General features: G+C 68.7%; 16 protein-coding genes. 4 read left to right on the forward strand and 12 right to left on the reverse strand.

Annotation, left to right across the window (positions count from 1 at the left end):
* The first annotated feature begins 71 nt into the window (after positions 1 to 71).
* Positions 72 to 1,292, forward strand: coding sequence for an O-antigen ligase family protein (locus tag GXW78_RS10075; protein ID WP_211868398.1), 1,221 nt, complete (start codon positions 72 to 74; stop codon positions 1,290 to 1,292).
* Between the two features lie 8 nt (positions 1,293 to 1,300).
* Here GXW78_RS10075 and GXW78_RS10080 read toward each other — a convergent pair whose 3' ends face one another.
* The 3 genes from GXW78_RS10080 to GXW78_RS28465 all read right to left on the reverse strand — a co-directional run bounded on the left by GXW78_RS10080 (position 1,301) and on the right by GXW78_RS28465 (position 4,431).
* Entirely contained in the window at positions 1,301 to 1,615 is a 315-nt protein-coding gene (locus tag GXW78_RS10080; protein ID WP_211868400.1) for a hypothetical protein, read from the reverse strand.
* 22 nt (positions 1,616 to 1,637) lie between these two features.
* On the reverse strand, positions 1,638 to 2,303 hold the full coding sequence (locus GXW78_RS28275; protein WP_211868402.1) for a hypothetical protein: 666 nt from the start codon (positions 2,301 to 2,303) through the stop codon (positions 1,638 to 1,640).
* Positions 2,304 to 2,541: 238 nt separating this feature from the next.
* Positions 2,542 to 4,431 carry a methyltransferase domain-containing protein gene (locus tag GXW78_RS28465; RefSeq protein ID WP_211868404.1) on the reverse strand — a complete coding sequence of 630 codons (1,890 nt, stop codon included), beginning with the start codon at positions 4,429 to 4,431 and terminating at the stop codon, positions 2,542 to 2,544.
* Between the two features lie 39 nt (positions 4,432 to 4,470).
* Between GXW78_RS28465 and GXW78_RS10095 the strand changes: the two genes are divergently transcribed.
* The 3 genes from GXW78_RS10095 to GXW78_RS10105 all read left to right on the forward strand — a co-directional run bounded on the left by GXW78_RS10095 (position 4,471) and on the right by GXW78_RS10105 (position 7,428).
* The gene (locus tag GXW78_RS10095; protein WP_211868406.1) at positions 4,471 to 4,695 is read left to right on the forward strand and encodes a hypothetical protein; all 225 of its coding nucleotides are present in this window, start codon (positions 4,471 to 4,473) and stop codon (positions 4,693 to 4,695) included.
* Positions 4,696 to 5,134: 439 nt separating this feature from the next.
* The gene (locus GXW78_RS10100) at positions 5,135 to 5,818 is read left to right on the forward strand and encodes a class I SAM-dependent methyltransferase (protein WP_211868408.1); all 684 of its coding nucleotides are present in this window, start codon (positions 5,135 to 5,137) and stop codon (positions 5,816 to 5,818) included.
* Entirely contained in the window at positions 5,818 to 7,428 is a 1,611-nt protein-coding gene (locus GXW78_RS10105) for a polysaccharide pyruvyl transferase family protein (protein ID WP_211868410.1), read from the forward strand. Before GXW78_RS10100 ends, GXW78_RS10105 begins: the two co-directional genes overlap by 1 nt.
* Before the next feature lie 246 nt (positions 7,429 to 7,674).
* Here the strand turns inward: GXW78_RS10105 and GXW78_RS10110 are convergent, their stop codons facing one another.
* From GXW78_RS10110 to GXW78_RS10150, 9 genes are read right to left on the reverse strand one after another with little or no spacing between them, the layout of a single operon-like run.
* Complete coding sequence (locus tag GXW78_RS10110) at positions 7,675 to 10,737, reverse strand: glycosyltransferase (RefSeq protein ID WP_211868412.1); 3,063 nt, start codon at positions 10,735 to 10,737, stop codon at positions 7,675 to 7,677.
* 14 nt (positions 10,738 to 10,751) lie between these two features.
* Positions 10,752 to 12,002 carry a cytochrome P450 gene (locus tag GXW78_RS28470; RefSeq protein WP_211868414.1) on the reverse strand — a complete coding sequence of 417 codons (1,251 nt, stop codon included), beginning with the start codon at positions 12,000 to 12,002 and terminating at the stop codon, positions 10,752 to 10,754.
* Positions 11,999 to 12,853 (reverse strand): phytanoyl-CoA dioxygenase family protein, encoded by an 855-nt coding sequence (locus GXW78_RS10120; protein WP_211868416.1) that lies wholly within the window; start codon positions 12,851 to 12,853, stop codon positions 11,999 to 12,001. The genes GXW78_RS28470 and GXW78_RS10120 overlap by 4 nt, the downstream gene beginning before the upstream one ends.
* Positions 12,838 to 14,487 carry a fatty acyl-AMP ligase gene (locus GXW78_RS10125; RefSeq protein ID WP_211868418.1) on the reverse strand — a complete coding sequence of 550 codons (1,650 nt, stop codon included), beginning with the start codon at positions 14,485 to 14,487 and terminating at the stop codon, positions 12,838 to 12,840. Before GXW78_RS10125 ends, GXW78_RS10120 begins: the two co-directional genes overlap by 16 nt.
* Complete coding sequence (locus tag GXW78_RS10130) at positions 14,484 to 15,347, reverse strand: phytanoyl-CoA dioxygenase family protein (protein ID WP_211868420.1); 864 nt, start codon at positions 15,345 to 15,347, stop codon at positions 14,484 to 14,486. The genes GXW78_RS10125 and GXW78_RS10130 overlap by 4 nt, the downstream gene beginning before the upstream one ends.
* A complete protein-coding gene (locus GXW78_RS10135; protein WP_211868422.1) occupies positions 15,344 to 16,225 on the reverse strand; it encodes a glycosyltransferase family 2 protein in 882 nt (293 codons plus the stop codon). Before GXW78_RS10135 ends, GXW78_RS10130 begins: the two co-directional genes overlap by 4 nt.
* Positions 16,222 to 16,509 carry an acyl carrier protein gene (locus tag GXW78_RS10140; RefSeq protein WP_211868424.1) on the reverse strand — a complete coding sequence of 96 codons (288 nt, stop codon included), beginning with the start codon at positions 16,507 to 16,509 and terminating at the stop codon, positions 16,222 to 16,224. Before GXW78_RS10140 ends, GXW78_RS10135 begins: the two co-directional genes overlap by 4 nt.
* 6 nt (positions 16,510 to 16,515) lie before the next feature.
* Positions 16,516 to 17,796, reverse strand: a complete 1,281-nt coding sequence (locus tag GXW78_RS10145) for a polysaccharide pyruvyl transferase family protein (RefSeq protein WP_211868426.1) — start codon at positions 17,794 to 17,796, stop codon at positions 16,516 to 16,518.
* Complete coding sequence (locus tag GXW78_RS10150; protein WP_211868427.1) at positions 17,793 to 19,544, reverse strand: tetratricopeptide repeat protein; 1,752 nt, start codon at positions 19,542 to 19,544, stop codon at positions 17,793 to 17,795. The genes GXW78_RS10145 and GXW78_RS10150 overlap by 4 nt, the downstream gene beginning before the upstream one ends.
* Positions 19,545 to 19,828 lie beyond the last annotated feature (284 nt).

The following is a 19,828-nucleotide window of genomic DNA, read 5'->3' on the forward strand; positions in this document are numbered from 1 at the left end:
TCGGCCTTTGGCGGGGTGGTCCGGAGGGGCAGAGCCCCTCCGTCCGCGCCAGTGATCATTCGGAACCATCCGTGCCCGCCACCTCCCCCGCCCTGCCCATCGCCGTCGCCCTCGCCATCGCGCCTTTCGCCGCCGTACTGCAATCGCGCGCCATGGCGCCGATCGCGCTGGTGTCGATGCTGCTCTGCGTCCTGTCCGCCTGGCGGCGCGACCGGGCAGTGCCGCGCCCTGCCGGCGCGGCGGTCGGCATGGCGTTGGCCCTCGGGCTGTGGGCCGCGTTCAGCGCGGCCTGGGCAATCGAGCCGGGGCGCGCGCTGACCACAAGCCTGTCGCTTCTCGCCATGGTGATCCTAGGTTCCATGGCCGCGGCCGCCGCGACCGGCAGCGATGCGCCTGGGCGCAAGCAGCTCGTGATCCTGCTGGCCGTGGGATTGCTGCTGGGCCTTGCCACGGCCGGCTTTGACAGCATGAGCGGCAACGCGATCCGCGCCGCGGTGCGCGGGCTGCGGGAAGTGCCCGCGACGCTCGCCTTCGGCCTGAAGCCGGCCGGATCGGTGATGGCGCTTCTGCTGCCGCTGGCGGTCGCGCTGCCCTGGCCGATGTCCTCGCGCATCGCCTTCGTCCTGGCGGGGGCCGTCATGCTGATCGCGCTTCCCGGCGATACGGCAAAGATCGCGGCCATACTCGGCTTGCTGGCGGCCGGGGCGGCCGCACTCGCCCCGCGGGCCGTGCCGCGACTAATCGGCGCCGGGCTCGCGGGGCTGATCCTGGTGATGCCGCTTCTGGTCGCAGCCGTCCCGACCCTGCCGGTGGAGCGCCTGCCGACCTCCGCCCTGCATCGCATGCTGATCTGGGATTTCACCGCAGCACGGATCGCCGAGCGCCCGTTGATCGGCTGGGGCATGGAAGCCAGCCGGGAGATCCCTGGCGGTCGGGAACAGCCGGGTGCGGAGGCGCTCGACCGCATGCGCGTGACCGATCCGGCGCAGCGGCGCTGGTTCAGTGAACCGCATGTGCACATCCTACCGCTGCATCCGCACAATGGGGCGCTGCAACTCTGGCTAGAGCTCGGCGCGATCGGTGCGGCGCTTGCGGCGCTCCTCGCCTGGTTCCTCGGCGTGGCGGCTTCCCGAGCGCCGTCGCCGGCGGCCGCGACCGGGGCGCTGACTTCCGCCGCCATCACGGCGATGCTGTCCTTCGGCGCGTGGCAGGCCTGGTGGGTGGCGGCGATGCTGCTGGCGGCCGTCGCGGCCTGCGCTCTGCCGCACCGTCGCTCGCCCGAGGCGGTCTGACTATCCGGCTAGTTCGAGCTGCGTAGATCGGAGGGGCGCCGCCCCCTCATAGTCCCCTTAACCGAACCGGTGGATACGGCGTTGATGAGACTGCGGCTGGTCTCATCGGCGCCGTTCGCGAAGGCCCCGCCGGCCTGGAGCATGGCCATGAGGTGCCGGACCAGCTCGATGCCGGGCGGGTCGTCCGGCCCGTCGCCAGGGGTGAGGATGACCTTGTCGATCAGGGCCCGGGCGGCTTCCAGGACCTCGGTGCCCTTGCCGGCCTGTAGCCCCGACTGGAGCTGGGCGACCTTCGCGGCGTACACCTGCGCGAGGTTCGGCATCAGGGCCGGCGGCGAGGCCGGCTCAGCGGACGCCAGCGCCGCCAATTCGTCGCGGCGATCCGGCCAAGCCAGCCGCGCACCTCCTTCGCCACGAACTCCGGCCCATTGTCGGAGCGGATATGCCGAGGCGGCGCGCCAAGTCATTGCGAGGTCGACGTGCGAAGAAGCGATCGCCGGCGGTGACGAAATCACGCAGCCATGTCCTGAGCGCAAACCGCGCCGTGCCGGGCAACGACGGCAGGACCAAGTCGATAGAGAGAAAGAGCAGAAGGAAGAAGCGCTCGTCGATCGGATTTCCCGTAGGCCGATACGCTGCCAACCAAGCCAGCAGGATATCGGAGATCTTCGCAAGCGCCGGTCGTCGCAGACCGTCCGGACCGAGCCGGGCCGCAAGGGCCAGGTTCAGGAGCATCGGGAAACTCGCCTTCACCTGACCGGCGGCCCGGCGGGCAGGATCACTGTTGAGCCTGCCTTCCAGGCGAAGTTGGCGCGCGGGCAGGATAGTCTGCCGCAGCGCCCCGGCTCCTGCGGCGATCGCTTCCTCCACGATTGGCGGCAACGGATGGGGCGTCGCCGTTCGCAGCAACGGTCCCCAGGCGAGGCGGAAGGTCCCGTGCAGCGCGCACGCCTCGGTGGTTTGGCCACGGAGGCCGACACGCCCCAGCCACGCCAGCAATGCCCGCTTCATCGGTTACGACCCATCAATGGCCGGATGCAGAGTAGGAGGGCCGGGTCGTGCCCCGGGCGAAAGCGCGGCCTTTCGTGGTGGTCGGACCGGCGTCCTGTCCGGCTCGGCATCCATCGGCTCGAGAAAGCCGACGGACGGGTGATCGCGAGCGTGCCACAAGCCTTGGGCAGTCTGGCCGACAGGATCCGGCCCTTCTCGGAACGCCGCCTTCGGTGGAACGCTCACACCACGGTGTGGCTCACGAAGCCGCAGGCTCCTCATCCGGCCGGACCGAGACGAAGGTGACACCAGCGACGTGACGATCCTCGCCCACCACATGCCGCACGGCCCGGGTTGGCAGGCCGATCCCGGCCAACAGACGGCCAATGTCACGGCCGAAATCGGTGTAGACGAGGGACAGCCCATCGGACCCGGAGCCGTGATAGATGGGCTCCAGCAGCATGCGATCTTCACGCCCGCTGGTGTCGACGCGGGCGCGCGTTTCAGCGGGCGGCGGCAGGCCGATCGGCACCGTCCAGAGATGCGTCCCCCCCGGCCTGAGGATGCGGCGGATTTCCGCGAAGGCCACGAAGGGCTTCCTCACATGCTCGAAAATGTCTGACGTCACGATGAAGTCGAAGCTGGCATCCGGGAACGTCGTGCCCATGAGATCCTGGCAGACATGGCCGTCGGCGCGCAGCGTGCCGCTCGGAAGGTTAGGCTGGTAGATTGATTGCACATATCGGCCGGCCTGGCTGAGCCACGGGCGGAGCGGCCCACTGGTTCCGGGCTCGTAGATCGCGAGCCCGGAGAGGGCACCACTCGCCGCAAGGTCAGCGAGAGTTGCATACCGGCCTGCATCGACGAGCCCGCAGATCACCTCTGCCTGACCGCGGTACCGCAACGTCGCCCGGCAGGCGCCACACGCCAGGGTTTCACGCTCACTCCTGTGCGTGCGACGGAAGCGGCCCACCCAGCCGCAAAGGCTGCAGCGGCCGTCCTGCTCATAGGTGAGAAAGTCGGGCTCGACCTCATCCTGCAGTCGCTGCCGCAGCGCCCGCGGCAGACATGTCGCCGGCCGGACGTTCTGCTCGAAAACGTCGCGTCGCATGCGGATCGCATTGCCGTACGATGGTTCGTTGTGCCCTACGACGAGGCCGGTCGGAGGCGGTGCGGATTCGTCTGCATTAAGGCTGGCCAATACGACAGTCGAGCGGCGCAGGCCAAAGCCGCCGTTGATCCTCACGGCCGGCATCGCGTCGACGTCCGGCATGGCGAGATGCAGCGTGACATCCTCGGCATTCGACAAAAGCACGCCGACATCCGACCAGTCGTGTCCGTGAATGCGTGCGGAAAGCCCGGAGGCCGGTGCATCGCGCCGCCCGAGCACAGACAGGGCGCGCTGCATGCCCCGCGCGCGCAGTCCCACGATGCCGGCCACGGGGCCGGGCTGACCCTCCGCCTCCTCGATGGCGACGGCACTCCCCGAAACACCCGCAATCTCGGCCTCGACCTGGAAGCTTCGGCAGTCGATCAGGCGGATGGCGGAAGCGGCGGCCCGTTGGCCGAGGTCCTGGCCACGCAGCGAGAGGTTGAGCCCCGTGCAGCCCAAGGCGACCACCGCTTCCTGCCCCAGGTCCTGTGCGACAAGCTCATGCACGGATGTGTCGTGGCAATGCTCAAGTCGCAAACCGCTTCCCTGCGCACCGAGCAGCGTGAGCGAGAGCAGGCGGCACGCATCCGCAGCCACCCGCAGCAGTGCGATGGCCCGGTGGCCGCGGGCCGTGAAAGCCAGATGCTCAAGCCTGCAGCCGTTGCTCGTAACGGATAGATCGCAGCGGCCGTCAGCGAAGATGAGAAGCGGCGGATCATTTTGGTTGCAGCCGCGTAGCGTCAGTTGTCGGGCGACGGCAAGGCTCTCCGTGATCCGGTAGACAGGCGCAGCGAGGCCGATCTCGGCACCGTCCGGCGCCGTGCGAAGTGCCGCGGCGAGTTCTTCGAACGACGAGACGGTCAGCAAGGCCTGGTCCTCCGCGAGCGTCAGCGGGCGTCGGCCGCCGAGTATCCGGCGGGGACCTGTCGCGCTCGCCGCGCGCCGGTTGTCATGCCGGCTGCCACTGCGCCGGCGTTTCCAGCCGGTTTCGCGCACCCGCCGCCGGGCACGGCATCGTTCGGCCAAGCGCCTGCCGTGCGACACCGCTTCGACATCATGCGCGGCGTGGTGTGCGACGGACGCGCGCTACGCCAGTCGGCCATGACGGCGCGGCGGCCGGCGATCGAGCGCCAGGTGCCGTTCATTGTGCACCAAGCTTCCGCCGCGTCGTGGCTACAGTTCGAGCGCATCGAATCTCGTCCAACCGGGGTCACTCCAGTCATTCAGCAGAAGGCCTTCTGCTTGTGTCAGCCATTCTGAGCAAGCGGGCATTGTCCGTCGCTCGAAACAATCTCGGGTGGCGATGGAAGCGAGGCGGAACCGCGAGCCACATGCGAGGGTCAAAGGTGGCGTGGAAACAAATTTGTGCCCCTTGATCCGCCGACCATGCCGAGTTGCCTGCCTCCCCAGCATCGCTCCGATCCATCGCATCATCACAGGCCCGTGAGTGCCAGGACCGCTTTCTCACCTGCGTAGATCGCGTGTTTCGGTGTCCCGGTCGCATTTCGATCCGATGGAAGTCGCCCGACCATGCGCATCGACGCCTTTCCCCTTCTCAAAACGGTGTGCGGTGGCAGCCGGCGTATGACCACCGCGTGGCAGATCAAGGCAGCCACTATCGCCGGAAGCAGCGTTGCGCCAATTGACAATCACCCGCAGGCCGGATTGCTCTGGCACGAGACCGAAGGAGTTGGTTGGCATGTTGGAGAAGTTGAGCGATCCGGCGAACGTGCACATCGCGAAGCCTTGCGAGCACGCGTTGACGCTGGTCGCCGCGTTGCTGGAGCAGGAGCAACAACCGGTAGTGTGCGAGGTCGGCGTCGGAATCGGCGCAACCTCGGTCGCGATCTGTCGCTTGCTGGAGAATCGCGGGACGTACCATCTGTTCGACTATGCGAACCGCCTCGATGACCTGAAGCCTGATCTCGATGGGTTGGGCTTCACGAATGTCGTCTATCATTGCAATTCACGCCGCAAGCTCGACAGCTACAGCTGGTCTCTGGCGCAGATGCTGTTGGCGCGCCGTGCGGCCGGGGAGAGTGTTCCGCTTTTCGACTTCGTCTTCCTCGACGGTGCGCATGCCTTTCATCATGACGCGCCGGCGACGCTGCTGCTGAAGGAACTGCTGAAGCCTGGCGGGGTCATCCTGTTTGACGACTACGACTGGTCCTTCGCGATTTCACCGACGATGAAACCCTCGGTCTTCCCGACCATCGTTGAAGTCTACAACGACGAGCAGATCGCGACGCCGCATGTCCGGCTGATCTGTGACCTGTTCATGGACCACGACCCCGACTATCAGAAGATGGATATCGGTTACCGTTCGCATGAACATCGCCGCGCCTATCGCAAGCGTGGACTGAGCGAACGCAGTCCGGAATGATGTCCGGACAGCCGGCAACGCGCAGCGCAGCTCTGTTCGGGACCTTCGACGTCGGCAACTACGGCGATCTGCTCTTCCCGCACATCGCGGCGCATATGTTGGGCGATGGCCCGGTGACGCTGCGCTGCTACTCGCCGCGCGGTGGCGCGCCGGCTTGGGCGGATTGCTGGCCGGCCCGGCCGATCGCCGCCTTCTCCGGAGATCCGGCACCGGATCTCTGCCTGATCGGCGGCGGCAACATCATTCATGCCAGCCCGACGCCGCTGCCCGACTATGCCGGCGCCTTCCGCCGGTCCGACTTCACCTATGCTTCGCTTTGGCTGGGGGCTTCCATCCTGGCGGCGACGACCGGCGCCCGCTTGGCCTGGAATGCGCCCGGCGTGCCTTTCCCGGTCGAAGGTGCCTGGGCCCGCGACCTGCGCGACCTGGCTCTTGCCGGAGCCGATCACGTCACGCTGCGCGATAGGGCCAGCCGCGTTTTCCTCGGCGCACCGGGGACACCCACCGAGATCGTGCCGGACACAGCGCTGACCATCAGCGAGGTCTGGCCAGCCGCGACATTGCGTCCCGCAGCACAAGCCGCCTTCGACGCGCAGGGTGTGGCCGTACCGGAACGCTGGATCGCCGTGCATCTCAACGACCGCTACATCGGCGGCGATCTCGGCGCCGCCTGCGCCGCCATCAATCGCATCGCCACGACGCTGCGGGCGGTGCCAGTGCTGCTGGCCATCGGCCCCTGCCATGGCGATGATGCCCTGGCGCGCGAGGCGATGGCGTTCATGAACGTGCCGACGCTTATCGTCGACCAGCCGCAAGGACTACGGCAGATCGCCGGTCTGATCGCACATGCCGAGGCCTATGTCGGGTCGTCGCTGCATGGGCTCATCACCGCGCTGTCCTATGGCAGGCCGGGCATTGCCGTAGCGCGCACGCGAATGGTGAAGTTCCTGGGCCTTCTGGAACCGCTGGACGAGGCCGCGCGGCTGCAGGAAAGCTGGGCCGATGCGGAAGCGGCTGCAGAGACGCTGCTGCAAGTTCTGCCTCCGGCGACCCGCACTCGGCTGCAAACGGCAAAGGCGCGCATCGAGGCACATGCCGCGGTACTGCGAGGCCTGCTCGCGGCAGCCCCGTCGGCCGGTGCTGTGGCCGGGCGGGCGCGGCTTCTTCAGGCGGTTTCGGCCGAGCGGCCCAGCCATGCCGAATGGGGCCTGCTGTTCGACGCGATCGGCGCCGCCGGGTTTGCGCCGGACGACGCGGACAAGCAGGCCAATGCGCTGGCGATCGCGATGCGCGGGCCGGCCGACGAGGCGCTGCGCGACCGCATTGCCAAAGCCCGGGCAGATTGGCCGAACCACCTTCGCCTTGCGCTGCTGGAGGCCGAATGGCTGGAGCGTTCGGGACGGTCCGAGCAGGCCCAGCTGCGGCTTACCGCGTTGCAGGAACAGCATCCGGACAATCCCTGGCCGGCGGTCCGGCTGGTGCGGCTCCTCGCGGGAAGCGACCAGGTAGAGGCCGCCCGCAGCCTCTATGACCTGCGCCTGCGGGATGCGGCGCTGACCCCGTCACAGCACCGGGAACTGACCCGACTGTGGCGCCCCACGCCTCCCTGAGAGCGATCGGTCAATACCTGCGTGTCCGATTTCACCGAATGGAATGGGGCCATAAAGGAACGCTCCCCGTCTGGTCCAATCGGCAGGCGCCGTTGAGCGATCGACCTAGTGACGATGCGATCGCTCATTGCGGCGCGGCCGGGCATTCGATGCGCGTCGCGATGTTCCCAGCCGGGACCGGGCAAGGATTCTCAGACCGAGCCACCGCCGGTTAGTCTAGTCGCGCCTGATGCTTTAACCCTACATTCAACTCAGCAGCGCCTTCCGACACAGCCCAACCATGGTCGCCACGCGCTGCGGCCAGGAAATCGGCCACAGCTCCTCGGCCGGCGGCGGCCGGTGCGGCCCGGTGACGCCGCGGCGTGCCACGGCCAGGTCCAGCTTGGCGATGAAATCTTCTATCTCCGAGGCCACGGCAATCCGACCGCGTAGTTCGTCGATATTGGCGACGTCAGTGCTGACCACAGGGATGCCGAGCGCCACATAGACGTACAGCTTGAGCGGATTCATGTTGTCGCTCACCGAATTGCGCAGATGCGGCATGATGGCGACGTCGAAGCAGCGCATATATCTCAGCGCCTCCTCGTAGGGCTTCGGCCCCAGCATTCGCAGATTGGGATGTCGCCGCAGCCGCAGGATATCCGGGCTGTCGTGAGCTGAGCCGATGACGACGAAGGTCCAGCCCGGCCGCCGCGCCACCACCTCCTCCATCAGCTCGATGTCGATGCGGGATCGCAGGTTGCCGGCATAGCCGACCACCGTTCCGCCCACATCTTCGAGGTCGCGCGGACGGCTGTCGCTGGCTGCGTAGAACTCGCAGGCATTTGGCACGACATGAATGGGGTGTGGGCTGAACCCCGCGAAGGCGCCGGTGACCGCAGCGCAGTTGGCGAAGACCAGATCGGCCCCCGCCAGTGTCTGCCTGTAGGCCTCGTCCGCCTGCAGCGCGCGCTCCGGATCGCCGATCATGGTGCGCTGGTCATCCACCAGGTCGACGACACTCAGGTCGAACCCGAGCCCGCTCGCGATCTCCGCATGATACGGCGCGATCGGCCAAGCCCAGCCGATCAGATTGCCGCGGCAGTGCCGTGCGACAACCTCGGCCACATAGGCCTGGTAGTCGTCCAGCTTCGGCAGGCTGCGGCCGAGAAAGCTGGTGCCGCGCTCACGCCCGTAGACGAACGTCCGTCGCAGCAGCCCGGGCTCGTCGTCGATCTCGAGGAAGCGCCGTGCCGTGGCATCGGCGATCAGCCGCCCATGGTGAAAGGGCGATCCCGCCCCGGCCAGTTCGTCCCTGCGCAGATGGTCGATCCGCACCGGCGCGTCGAATTGGATGATGGTGCCGACCTGCTCATTCTGCCGAAGGTACTTGAGCAACATGTCATGCCGGCGACCATAGATGCCTGTGTCGTTCTGCTTCCAGAAGCAGACCAGGTCGATCGGCCGCGTCCGGCGCACCACCGGCGCAGCCCGCGCGCCCCGTTGGGCCCAGGCCGGCGCGGCCTCGGGCAGATCAGTGCCGAAGTGGCGGTTCAATGCGACGAACAGCCGGGTCCAATCGGCATGCCAGGTGACCGGCGCTTCCAGTGCGCCGGCCAGGGCGCGCTCGCTCCGGGCGCCGTTCACCGCGTAGCTGAATTCGGCGTCGAACCATTCGAGCCGGCGCTGGCGCGCAACCGGCGCCTCGTCATTCGCCGCGATGCCGCGTAGCCAGGCCTGAAGCCCGGCCTCGTCATGAATCAGGGTGATCAGCCCCTGGTTTCCGAGCTCCGTGACCGTCGGCACCGGCGTCATCGCCACCGGGATGCCGAGCGACAGCGCGTCCGACAATTTGGCGGGGGTCTGGAAGGACGTGATCGGCGAGGCCTGATCCTGCAGGAGGCAGACCCCGTCGGCCATCTGCAACAGATCGGGCAGGTCCGAGAATGGCGCGTCCGGCAGGAATCTGACCCGCGCTTGGTCATATGAGCTGAGCTCCTTCACGAACCCTCGGTCGTGCACCGTGCCGATGACCACCAGCAGCAGGTGGGGGTCGGCCAGCGTCTGCAAGGCGGCCATCAGCCGCTCGAGCCCCTTGTGCCGTCGCGGGGTGCCTGCGAACAGGATGACCCTGTCGGCGTCGGTCAGCCCCAATCGTTGGCGGACCGCGGCCCGTGCGGCCGGATCGGGGCGGAAGACCGCTTCATCCCGGGCATGGCGGATCAGCCGCCCGCCGAAGCGCTCGGCCAGGCTCGCATTGGCGACGGTGTGGTTCGCAAAGCTCGCGATGAGGCCTTCGGCGACACCGGTCCAGAATCGCTTCTCCGGCCTGGTGAATTCGAACTCGGACTCCGTCCCGGCATACGCCTCGAGTTCGTCCAGCCCGATCATCCGCGCCTGCGGACCGAAGAAGCCCAGCTCATTGTCGTCGATGTCCAGGATGACGGGGCAGCCCAGACGATGCACCAGCAACAGGGCCAGGATTAGCCCCGGGAAGCGCGGCTTGGAGACATGGACGATGTCGCAATCGACAGTCCGTGCGAATTCCTGGGCGGCGGTCAGGAAGGCCGCCATGTCGCCGCCGAGGAAGCTGCGGATCGGCAGCGTGGAGTTGCGCAACGGCGACCAGACGCCTTCGGTCGGTCGGCTGAAGGCGCTGCCGAGCACTTCCACGCCATGGCGGCGGCCGATCACGTCCGCCAGCATGTAGGCCCGGCCCAGGGGATTGTCGTTGACCTCCCAGGTCACCACGGCAACACGAAGCGGCTGCCCCTTGCCAGCGGTGGTCGGCCACGTCAGGCGGCGCGGCTCCGGCGGCAACCGGACCGCGGCCACACGTCCGATATCGACCACCATCCGCGAGATGGTCACAGGCCGGGTTCCGGCCTTGAAGCTCAGCTCGACCATGAACTGGCCACGGCCGAGTGACCAAGCCGCCGTCATCGCCAACCGCAATCCGCCCTGCTCGTCGCGGCGCAGCAGGCTGCCGGCCAGGCTGAAGGCGAAGGGCCGCCACGCCTTCTCCGTCACCCGTACCAGGGAGACGTTGCGGATGGCGGCTTTCAGCGCATCCGGATCAGGCGTCTCGATAGCGAGGCTGAACTGCAGATCCGCCGTGTCGCCTTCGACGGGAATGGCAATCGGCGCCGATAGCAGGATTTCCCGCGCCTCCGCCGGCGCGGAGAAGCGCAGTCCTTCGTCGCAGAGCGCGATACCCGGCACCGCCGCCTCGTTCCTGGCCTCGATCCGCCAATCACCGGCGAATGGGACGCTTGGCCTGATGCCGTCGGCAGCGGCCTCTTCATCGAACTTGGCTACGATCAACGTCATCCGGCGCCGAATTCCTATTGGTTCCTGGCGTGGTCGAGAGTGTCGGGGCAGTGACGCGGGCAGGATCCTGCAACGTCGCGTGCGGTCGGCAATGACGCCTCGGCGCCGGCGTCGACGCGCCCCAGCAGGAGCGGCAGGCGGCAGAACGTGCGCCAATCCTCATGCGCCAACAGCGCGCCGCGCTCGCGCCCCGGCCGCAGCGTGAAGCGCTCAAGCACGGCCAGCACCATCGCCTCGGCTTCCTGCGCGCCGAGGACCCGGCCCTGGCAGACATGCGCGCCCATGCTGAAAGCGAGCAGCACGGTGCCCTGTCGCGCCGGATCGACATGCTCGGGCTCGGCAAAGACGGCCGGGTCGTGATGCGCACGATCGATCGGCAGTACGATCAGATCGCCGGGCAGAATGCGAGCACCGCTGATCTCCGTCTCGACCATCGCCACCCGACGGTTCAGCCGCCGGAGCGGTCCGGCCAGGCGCAGCGTCTCGCGCAGGAAGCCGGCGCCGAGCGCGCGGTCTTGCCGCAGCCGCGCCTGCAGCCCGCCCTGCCGCGCCAGGATGTCGAGTGCCGCAGCGATCGTGCCGGCGACGCTGTGGCTGCCGGCCAGCAGCAGGAAGAGGGCAGTGTCGATGGCGTCGTCGGAGCCCTCCTCCGCCAGCCTGCCGATGCGCCAACCCGGTGCGTAATTGGCGCGCATGATGGTGCGGAGCTCCGCCGCCTCCGCCTCCAGCCGCACCAGGTCGCGCAAGGCGGTGGAGGACAGCCAGCTCTGCGTTACGGCAAGCGCTCGCTTCTGCAGCGCCAGGCAAAGCGCCGGCGACAGGCCGAGCGTCTCGCCGATCAGCAGGCAGGGCAGCGGCTCGGCGAGGGCTGGCAGCACATCGACCTCACCCGGTTCGGCAGGCAAGGCGTCGACGATGCGCCGCGCCTCCGCCTGCAGCCGGGCGGCCGGCCAGCGGGCGATAGCCTCCTCGATCAGCGCGCGGACCCGGCGGCGGCTATCCTGGTGCCGTTCGTCCTGCTGGAAGATCATGGTCCCACGCAGCAGCGCGAGAAGGTTCCCGAAATCCTGTCCAGCCCGGCCGGCAATGCGCCCGATGCGCTCCTCCGCCGACACCGACTGAAACTGGGGGGATCGCAGCACGGCGAGGACGTCGGCATGCCGGCTCACCGTCCAGAACCGCTGGCCGCCGAGCTGGCTGGTGGAGACAAGCGGCGGCTCCGGTGGAGCGATCGGCGCGTCCGGATCGGTGATGTCGCAGTTCACGCCTCGGGCCCGCCGGCGAGCGCCCCGGCGGTGGATCCGGTCCCGGTCTTGCCGAAGATCACCGCCATGCCGTGGCGGATCGACTGCGCATGGTTTCGCACCGCATCCGGATGGAAGGCGGCGGCCGGCGCCTGCTCAAGCTCGAATGTCCCATGGTCGCGCCCACGCACCAGCGTTGCGAAGTTGCGCATTCCGTCGCGCTGGCCGACCGTCGCCGGGATGTAGCGGATGGCGAAGCCGATGCGCCGGTCGGCCGCCCGGCTGGGCGGCGAGCCATGCACGATCAATGGGTCATGCAACGACATCTCGCCGGGGGCGAGGACGATGTCGACCGCCTGCTCCTCATCGACCTCGGCGATCACCTCCTCCCGCCGACCGAGCATGTTGCGGCTGTCGCCGCTGTCTCGATGGGGCAGGATGCGGTGGTTGCTGCCTGGCACCATCCGCATCCCGCCATTGTTCGGCGTGCTGGGGGTCAAGGCCAGCCAAGCGGTCACCGCACGGGGCGTGGCGAGGCCCCAATGCGTCTGGTCCTGATGCCAGGTGACATAGCGGTCGCTCGGCCCGTTCTTGATGATGAAGCTGGTGCCGAAGCAGAGCAGGTCAGGGCCGAGCAGGTCTTCGACCGCATCGAGGATCGTCGAATGGTGGACGATGTCCCACAGCCAAGGCACCAGCAGATGAGGCTTGGCGTTCATGGCCGGCGGCAGCCGCCCGGCGCGGCTCGCCTCGATCGCTTCCAGCGCCGCCCGCTGTGCCTGCGCCTCGGCTGTCGTGAAGACCCGCAGCGGGAACAGCACGCCGTCGCGGCGGAAGTCGGCGATCCGTTCCTCGCTCAGGTGCTTGCCCATGTATCCGCCTCCATGGGTTCTTCGGATGGCAGCAACTTGAGGTTGCCGTCAAGAAAGGCCTGGCGCGCGACTTGGCGGCGAATCTTGCCGCTGGTTGTCCGTGGAAGGGCGCCAAATCCAAGCAACACAACTTCCGGCAGCACCCCACCGCGCTGCCCCACCTGCTCGGCGATTCGTCTGCGCAGCGGCGCCGGCGCCAGTCCACGCCGCTCGGCCACCGCGACCTCACAGAGCAGCACCAGCCGGTCGCCCTGCACACCCCTCAGCCCAATGGCGGCCGCCGCCGAGAGCAGCGGGCCGGCGGCCTCGAAAGCGGCGGCCTCGGCATCGGCGGCGTAGATCTTGCGCCCATGTACGATCACGGTGTCCTTGATGCGGTCGAGGATGACCAGCCCGTCCGCAGTCATGGCGCCGATGTCGCCGGTCCGCAGCCAGCGCTCGCCCTCCGCCTGCAATAGGCCGGGCAGCGGGTCGATCGCGGCGCCGTCGCCCTGCCATATGCCGGCTGCGAGATGCGGCCCGGCGACGCAGATCTCGCCGGCGTCGCCGGGCCGCATCCGGCCTACTCCGTCCGGATCGCGGATGGTGACGACGCAGCCGTCGGGCGGGCTACCGCATGTGACCTGCCGCTGTCCGGCGGCACCGGCCGACACCTCGCGCAGGCCGCTGCCCTTGGCCACGCCGGTCACCAGCAGCGTCGCCTCGGCCAGTCCGTAGCAGGGGAGCAGGCTCGCCGCGTCGAAGCCGGCAGGGGCGAGATGCGCGGCGAAGCGGCGAAGGCTCTCGGCGCGCACCGGCTCGGCACCGCAGAAGGTCACGCCGAGGCTGGAGAGGTCGAGCCCGGCCACCTGCGCTTCGCTGACGCGCCGCAGGCACAACTCGTAGCCGAAATTCGGTCCCCCCGCGACGGTGCCGCGATGCGCCGCAATGGCCGCCAGCCAGCGCAATGGCTTCTGGATAAAAGCGAAAGGCGGCATCAGCACCGCGGTCCCACCGAGGAAAAGCGGATGCAGGATGGTGCCAAACAGCCCCATGTCGTGATGCGGCGGCAGCCAGTTGACGCCGACGACCTCCGGGCCGCTGCCGAAGGTCTCGCTGATCATGCGCTGGTTCGCCATGAGATTGGCATGGCTGATGACGATGCCGGCCGGCGCCCGCGTCGAGCCCGAGCTGTACTGGATCACCGCGGCAGCCTCGGGTGGCGGCGGTGAGGTGGTGAGCGGCGCCTGCAGCGTCGCGGGATCCAGACGGCGCAGACGGCCTGTCTCGATCTCCGCGTCCGGCGCGGCCAGCAGTGCGCCCTCGCCCAGATCGTCGATCACCCGTTGCTGCCGGAGCCTCGCCTCCCCGATCGGCGGGAAGGGCACCGGCACGGCGATGGCGCCGGCGCGCAGACAAGCGAGCAGCGCGATGACGAAGCCCAACCCCGGCGGCAGGGCAAGCACCACCGGAACGCCCCGCAGTCCCGCCCGGACCAGGCCGCCGGCCAATGGCGCCACGGCGGCGTGGAGTTCAACATAGCTGGCCGCCTCGGTCACCGCTTCGCCGCGCTGGAGGAAGCGCAGCGCCGGGTGGTCGCCGCGGCTTCCTGCATACTGCTCGAGCAGCACCGGCAGGGTGGTCGCGGCACTCATGCCGCGCCTTTCGGTGGTGCGCTACCGCCGCCCATCTTCGGCATGACGATGCGCATCCATTGCCGGATCACGTGCTGGTAGCGCTGCATCGCGGCCGGATGGAACGGGGCCTCCGGCGGCTGCTCCAGGTCGAAGCCGCCGCGGTCGCGGCCGCGCGCCAGCGTGGCGGTGCCGCGTAGCCCGCCGCTCGTGGTCAGGTGGCCGGGAATGTAGCGAATGGCGAAGCCGCAGCGGCGCAAGCCGGAACCGTTCGGCCGCGAACCGTGCACCAGCAGCACGTCATGCAACGACATCTCGCCGGGACGCAGCACGATATCGACGGCCCTGGCTTCGTCGACCGCGACCTCGACCTCTTCGCGGCCCGGCAGCATGGCGTTGTTGTCGCCGGTATCGGCATGGGCCAGCGTGGTGTGATGCGTGGCCGGGCTGACCCGCATGCAGCCATTCTCGATCAGGGAGGGGGTGAAGGCGACCCATGCTGTGATCGCCACCGGCGCCGACAGGCTCCAATAGGTCGCGTCCTGGTGCCAGGGCACATGCTGCGCCGTGCCGGGCCGCTTGTCGAAGAAGCCGGAGCCCCAGCACAGGATGTCGGGACCCAGCAGGGCCTCGACCGGGCCGAGTATCGCCGGGTGATGCACCAGGTCCCAAAGGAAGGGTGCCAGCAGATGCGCCTTGACGTTGTGCGACGGCACCATGCGTCCGGCGCGCTGCGCGGCGATGGCATCGAGTTGCGCCAGGCAGTCGGCGGCCGCTGCCTCGTCCAGCACCGGCAACGGGGCCAGGTAGCCATCGCGGCGGTAGCGGGCGATGCTCGTGTCGTCGAGGCCGTGACCCTGGCGCGGATCGGACACGGTCATGCTCCCGATGTCTCGGCGAGGCAGACGCCCTGGCGGGCATCGAACAACCAGCCGGGGTCGCGCGTACTGCGCAGCGGCCGGCCGCGCCGCTGCAGATAAAGCCGGCTGCCGGCCTGCAGCACCGCCATGGCCGAGGCGGGCGTGCTGGTGGAGAGGCCACCATGGATCTGGTGGAAGGTGCCCTCGCCTAGGATGCGGATCTGCTGGACGCCCGGCAGCGCGCAGGCCCGCAGATACGTGTCGACATTGACCACGCCGCCACCGGGTTCGACGAACGCTGCATCATAGCCGCCAAGTTCGTCCCACAGCGCGCGGGGCAGGAACAGCGCATTGCTCTCCAGCATCGGCCCGGATGGCCCGGCGCGCAGTTCGCTGGTGGCGACATCGAACAGCCGATAGCCATCGGCAGGCCAGTCGATGTCCGCCAGCAGACGGTCCTCCGCCGCCTGATCGTAGCCGTGCCGCGCGCTGTCGAATTGCAGGGAGGGGCCGAGCTGGTAGTTCAGTGTCGCGATCACCGGGCGCGCATGCAGCCGCGCCGCCGCAAGGCAGGCGGCGACCAGGCCGGGCGACGCCAGCCGGGCGCCATCGATCCAGACGCCGATCAGCGCGCCGCGCGCCACGGCCAGCCCGGTATTGATCGCCGCCACCGGCGAGGGCCCCGGGCAGGGCTGGCGCAGGAAGCGGATCCTGGCATCCAGCCCGGCTGCCGCTCCGGCATCCGGGGGCTCGAGAGACCCGTTGTCGACGACGATGATCTCGAGCGCGTCGCGCGGCAGCCCGGTCTGGTACGGGGCGGCGAGCGAGCGCAGCGTCCGCGGCAGTTCACGGCCCATCTCGTGGGAGACCAGAACGATCGATGCCGCGGTCGTACTCACGGTACCGACGTCGTCGGCGCAAGCGGATCACCACCGTCGCTGGCGAAGGCGGCGCAGAAGGCGTCGATGCTCGGATTCTCCAGCAGCTGGACCGGGTCGACCTGGACGCCGAACTCCTCCTCCATCACGCCGGCCATCACCACCGCCTCGACGCTGTCGAAGCCATAGGTGTCGAAGGTGCTGCTGGTCGGCACGCCGTCCGGCAGGGACAGCACTCCGCCGATATAGGACACCATCCAGGCGCGCAGCGTGGCCTGGTCGCAGGGCAGGCGTCGGTCCATCATCGTCTCTCAGGCTGAATGACTCGCGGTGCCGCCATGGACGGCAGGCCCAGCGCGCATGCGGCGGTTCAGGAAGGGCGCCATGGCCCAGGCGGGGCCCTCGGCGGCGACGGCGCCCCGCAGCAGCGCCATCGCGAAGGCCTGGCGTTGCGCGGCGCGGGCGGCAGGGGCGGCGAACGCCCCGGCGATGCAGGCCCAGTGGCGGTCCAGTGCCGTGATGGCGGCGGCGGGCACGAGGGATCCACCGCATGCTGGCTGCCGACGGGCGGCGATCCGCAGCGCCTCCGACCAATCGCCGGCAAGGTCCTGCGGCCGGCCGGTATGGGCGAGGAAGCCGGCGAACTTGTTGTATCGCGGCCGTGCCACCAACACGCCCGGCACGCCATAGGCGGCGGCGGCGATGTAGCCGTGCAGCGAGGCACCGACATAGAGCGCGCCATGGGCCAGCGCGGCGGTGATCTCGCGCAGGCTGAGCGGGTCGTCCAGCATCAGCAGCGGCGTGCCGATCGATTTCGCCAGCTGGCGCGCCACCGCCGGATCATCATGACTCTCGCCGACCGCGACCAGCATTGGAGTCAGCCCCTGCCCCGCCGCGAAGTCGCGCAGCGCGACGCCAAGCGCGGCCTGGTCGATGCCGGCGATCGAGCGGCTGCGCAGATGCAGGGCCAACAGGCGCGTCTCGGGTGGAATGTTCTTGCGAACCAGCAAGTGGCGATAATCCTCGGCCAGCTGCGCCTTCGGCCAGAGTCGCGGAAGATCCGCGATCGGATCCGGCACGACGACGATGTCCGCCGCCCCCTGCGGGGCGAGAAGGCGTCGACTTCCTTCGTCGCGCACCGAGACATACGAAGCCGCCTCCAGCGCGGGCGCCAGCAGCCGATGCTGACGGGCGGAGAAAGGGTGCGGCACGCCCGGCGCATTCCAGGCAAGCGGGATGTCGCGCATCGCCGCCGCCAGCGTGGCACCGAGCCACAGGCCCGCGCCGCACCAGCTGCCAAGTCCTGCTCCGGCATAGTGGTCGAGAAAATCGAGCGAATGGGCGTGGATGATATAGCCACCACCGATCAGGATGCCCGCCGCGGGCTGGCGGGACGCATCCATCATGGTGCCGATATCGACCGTGGGCAGCGCATCCGGAAAGGCCGCACGGCCGCCGGCGGGGGCCACCGCCACCGCCTCGAAGCCGGCCTCGGCCAGCCGCTGGCGCGCAACGAGCGGAAACAGCAGGTCGCCGTAGTTGTTCATATCGAACATGCCCGAGAGCAGCACGGTGCCAGGCATCCGCATCATGCCGCCGCCTCGCGCCGCAGCGCCGCGTCGAAGATTGTCAGGAAGCTGCCGCTGGCGATGGCATGCTCGATGACGAGGTGATCGGCGCAGCCCGGCTCCGGGTGCAGCCGAGCATTGGCCAGCAGTTCCAGCAATCGGGCGGCGGCGACATCCGGCGCGAAATCGGCGCCGAAGCATTGATGCACCCGCGTAGCGGGGGCTGCGCGGATCATCTGTACGATGCCGGGGTCCGCCCCGGTGAAGGTGGTGAACAGCGCGTGTCGAGTGCCGCCGACGGCGCCCGGTGACGACGCCGTCTCCTCCGTGGCGTCCACGCCGAGATTGACCGGCCCGGCAAAGGAGATCGCGGCCTGCGCCTGCATCAGGGTGGCGGCGCGGATCGCGGCGACGCCGGCAATGGAGGAGCCCATCGTGACGACCGGCGCGCCAAGTCGACGCGTGATCACTTGCAATGCGCCGATCATCGCCGCGTGATCGGTGCCGAGGCCACGAACGCCGCTGGTGAAGGCGCGATGATTGCGGTCGCGCAGATAGACGACATTGACCGGGCGCTGCCGCAGCAACCCGTCGGCCAGCCCGAATGGCAGGTAGCCCAGGCCGCCGGCGACGCTGGAGAAGAGAACGACCGTCGCGACGGCCATGGGCTGTGGAACGATCTGCACGTCGTCTTCGCAGGCATTGCTGATTGCGCGCGGATTGGCCCAGCACTCCAGCGGATGCGCGGACAGGGCGGCCGCAAGCGGCGCCGCCATATGGCCGACGGCTGGCGAGACAACCAGAGTGCGCAACAGGGCCAAGGTCGGCTCCACGGCCACATGACGCAGGCTGGCGATGGCGTATTGGAACAGCCAACGATCGTTGCCCGCCATAGCATCTCGCCGTGCCGAGAGCGTCGCGAACAGATCGCGGTCGGTCTCGCTGGGCAACGGGCAACGATTATAGCGGAACAACAGCAGCCAATCCTCGGGCCAGCGCAGCAGCGCCGCCTGCAACAGCGCGACGCCCTCGTCGAGTCGATGCAAGAACAACGCGGCCTGGATGCTGCGGCGAGCGAATTCGACGCGATCCGGATGGCGCGCCTGCAAGTCGCGAGCGAGGCCGTAAGCCGCGTCGAACCGCGCCGCTGCGAAATGCAGGTCGAGCTGGATCAACTGGGCTTCGTCGGTCAGCGGCCCCAGCCGGACAGCCTCGTCGAACAGGGCCTCCGCCGCCGGCCGATCCTTCTGCCGGAATCGCAGCACGGCAAGCTTCAGCAGAGCAAACCGGTCGTCCGGATGATGGCGCAGCAGGCTGCGCAGAAAGGCCTCGCGGTCAGCGGGATCTGGGATCCCCGCGGCAATCCGCGATAACAGCCCGGTTCGCGTCCGCTCGGGTGCCGAACAGCTCCAAACGGTGTCACGGAAGTCGCGGCGCGCTTCCTCATGCCTCCGTTGCCGCAGCAGAAGTTCGACCAAGCGGACGGTGGGCCACGGATTGGTCGGGTGATCGGCCTGGGCAGCGCGATAGCAGGCAGCGGCGTCATCGCCGCGCCCGGCGGCTTCCAGCCAGCTTCCTTGCAGAAGTTGCAGACGCACCTGCCACGGCCAGCGCCGACGCGCATCGAGGATGCGCTGGCCGAGGTCCTCGCCCGCCGTCCCGGGGCACTTCAGGAGTTGCTCAATGGCCGCGATCTCTTCCGTCGCCGAGATGGCGGCAGCCGAAGGACCGAGCTCCGCGCCGGCGACCTTCGATAGCTCGCCGTCCTGCATGGAAGCCTCATCTAGCCGGACAACTGCGTCCCACCGATCTTGCCCCCCACCGTCATTTCGGTGTCGGGGTCGACCATGCAGTACCGACAGTCTGTTCTGAGAGATCCCTACCGGACGTTCCGAAAACTCCATTCTGAAGTTTTCGTGAGACGCGCGAGCTCAACTGCGGCGAATGATGCAAGCCTTCCCGACACGCATTACTGCATCAGGAGAGATTGCTCTCGGGTCGTGCGTTTCGCGACGCGTGAACACGCGCCCCCGCGGCGCCGACCAAGGCTGTAAGG

The organism is Neoroseomonas terrae (assembly GCF_018129025.1).
GTDB classification, from domain to species: Bacteria; Pseudomonadota; Alphaproteobacteria; order Acetobacterales; family Acetobacteraceae; genus Neoroseomonas; species Neoroseomonas terrae.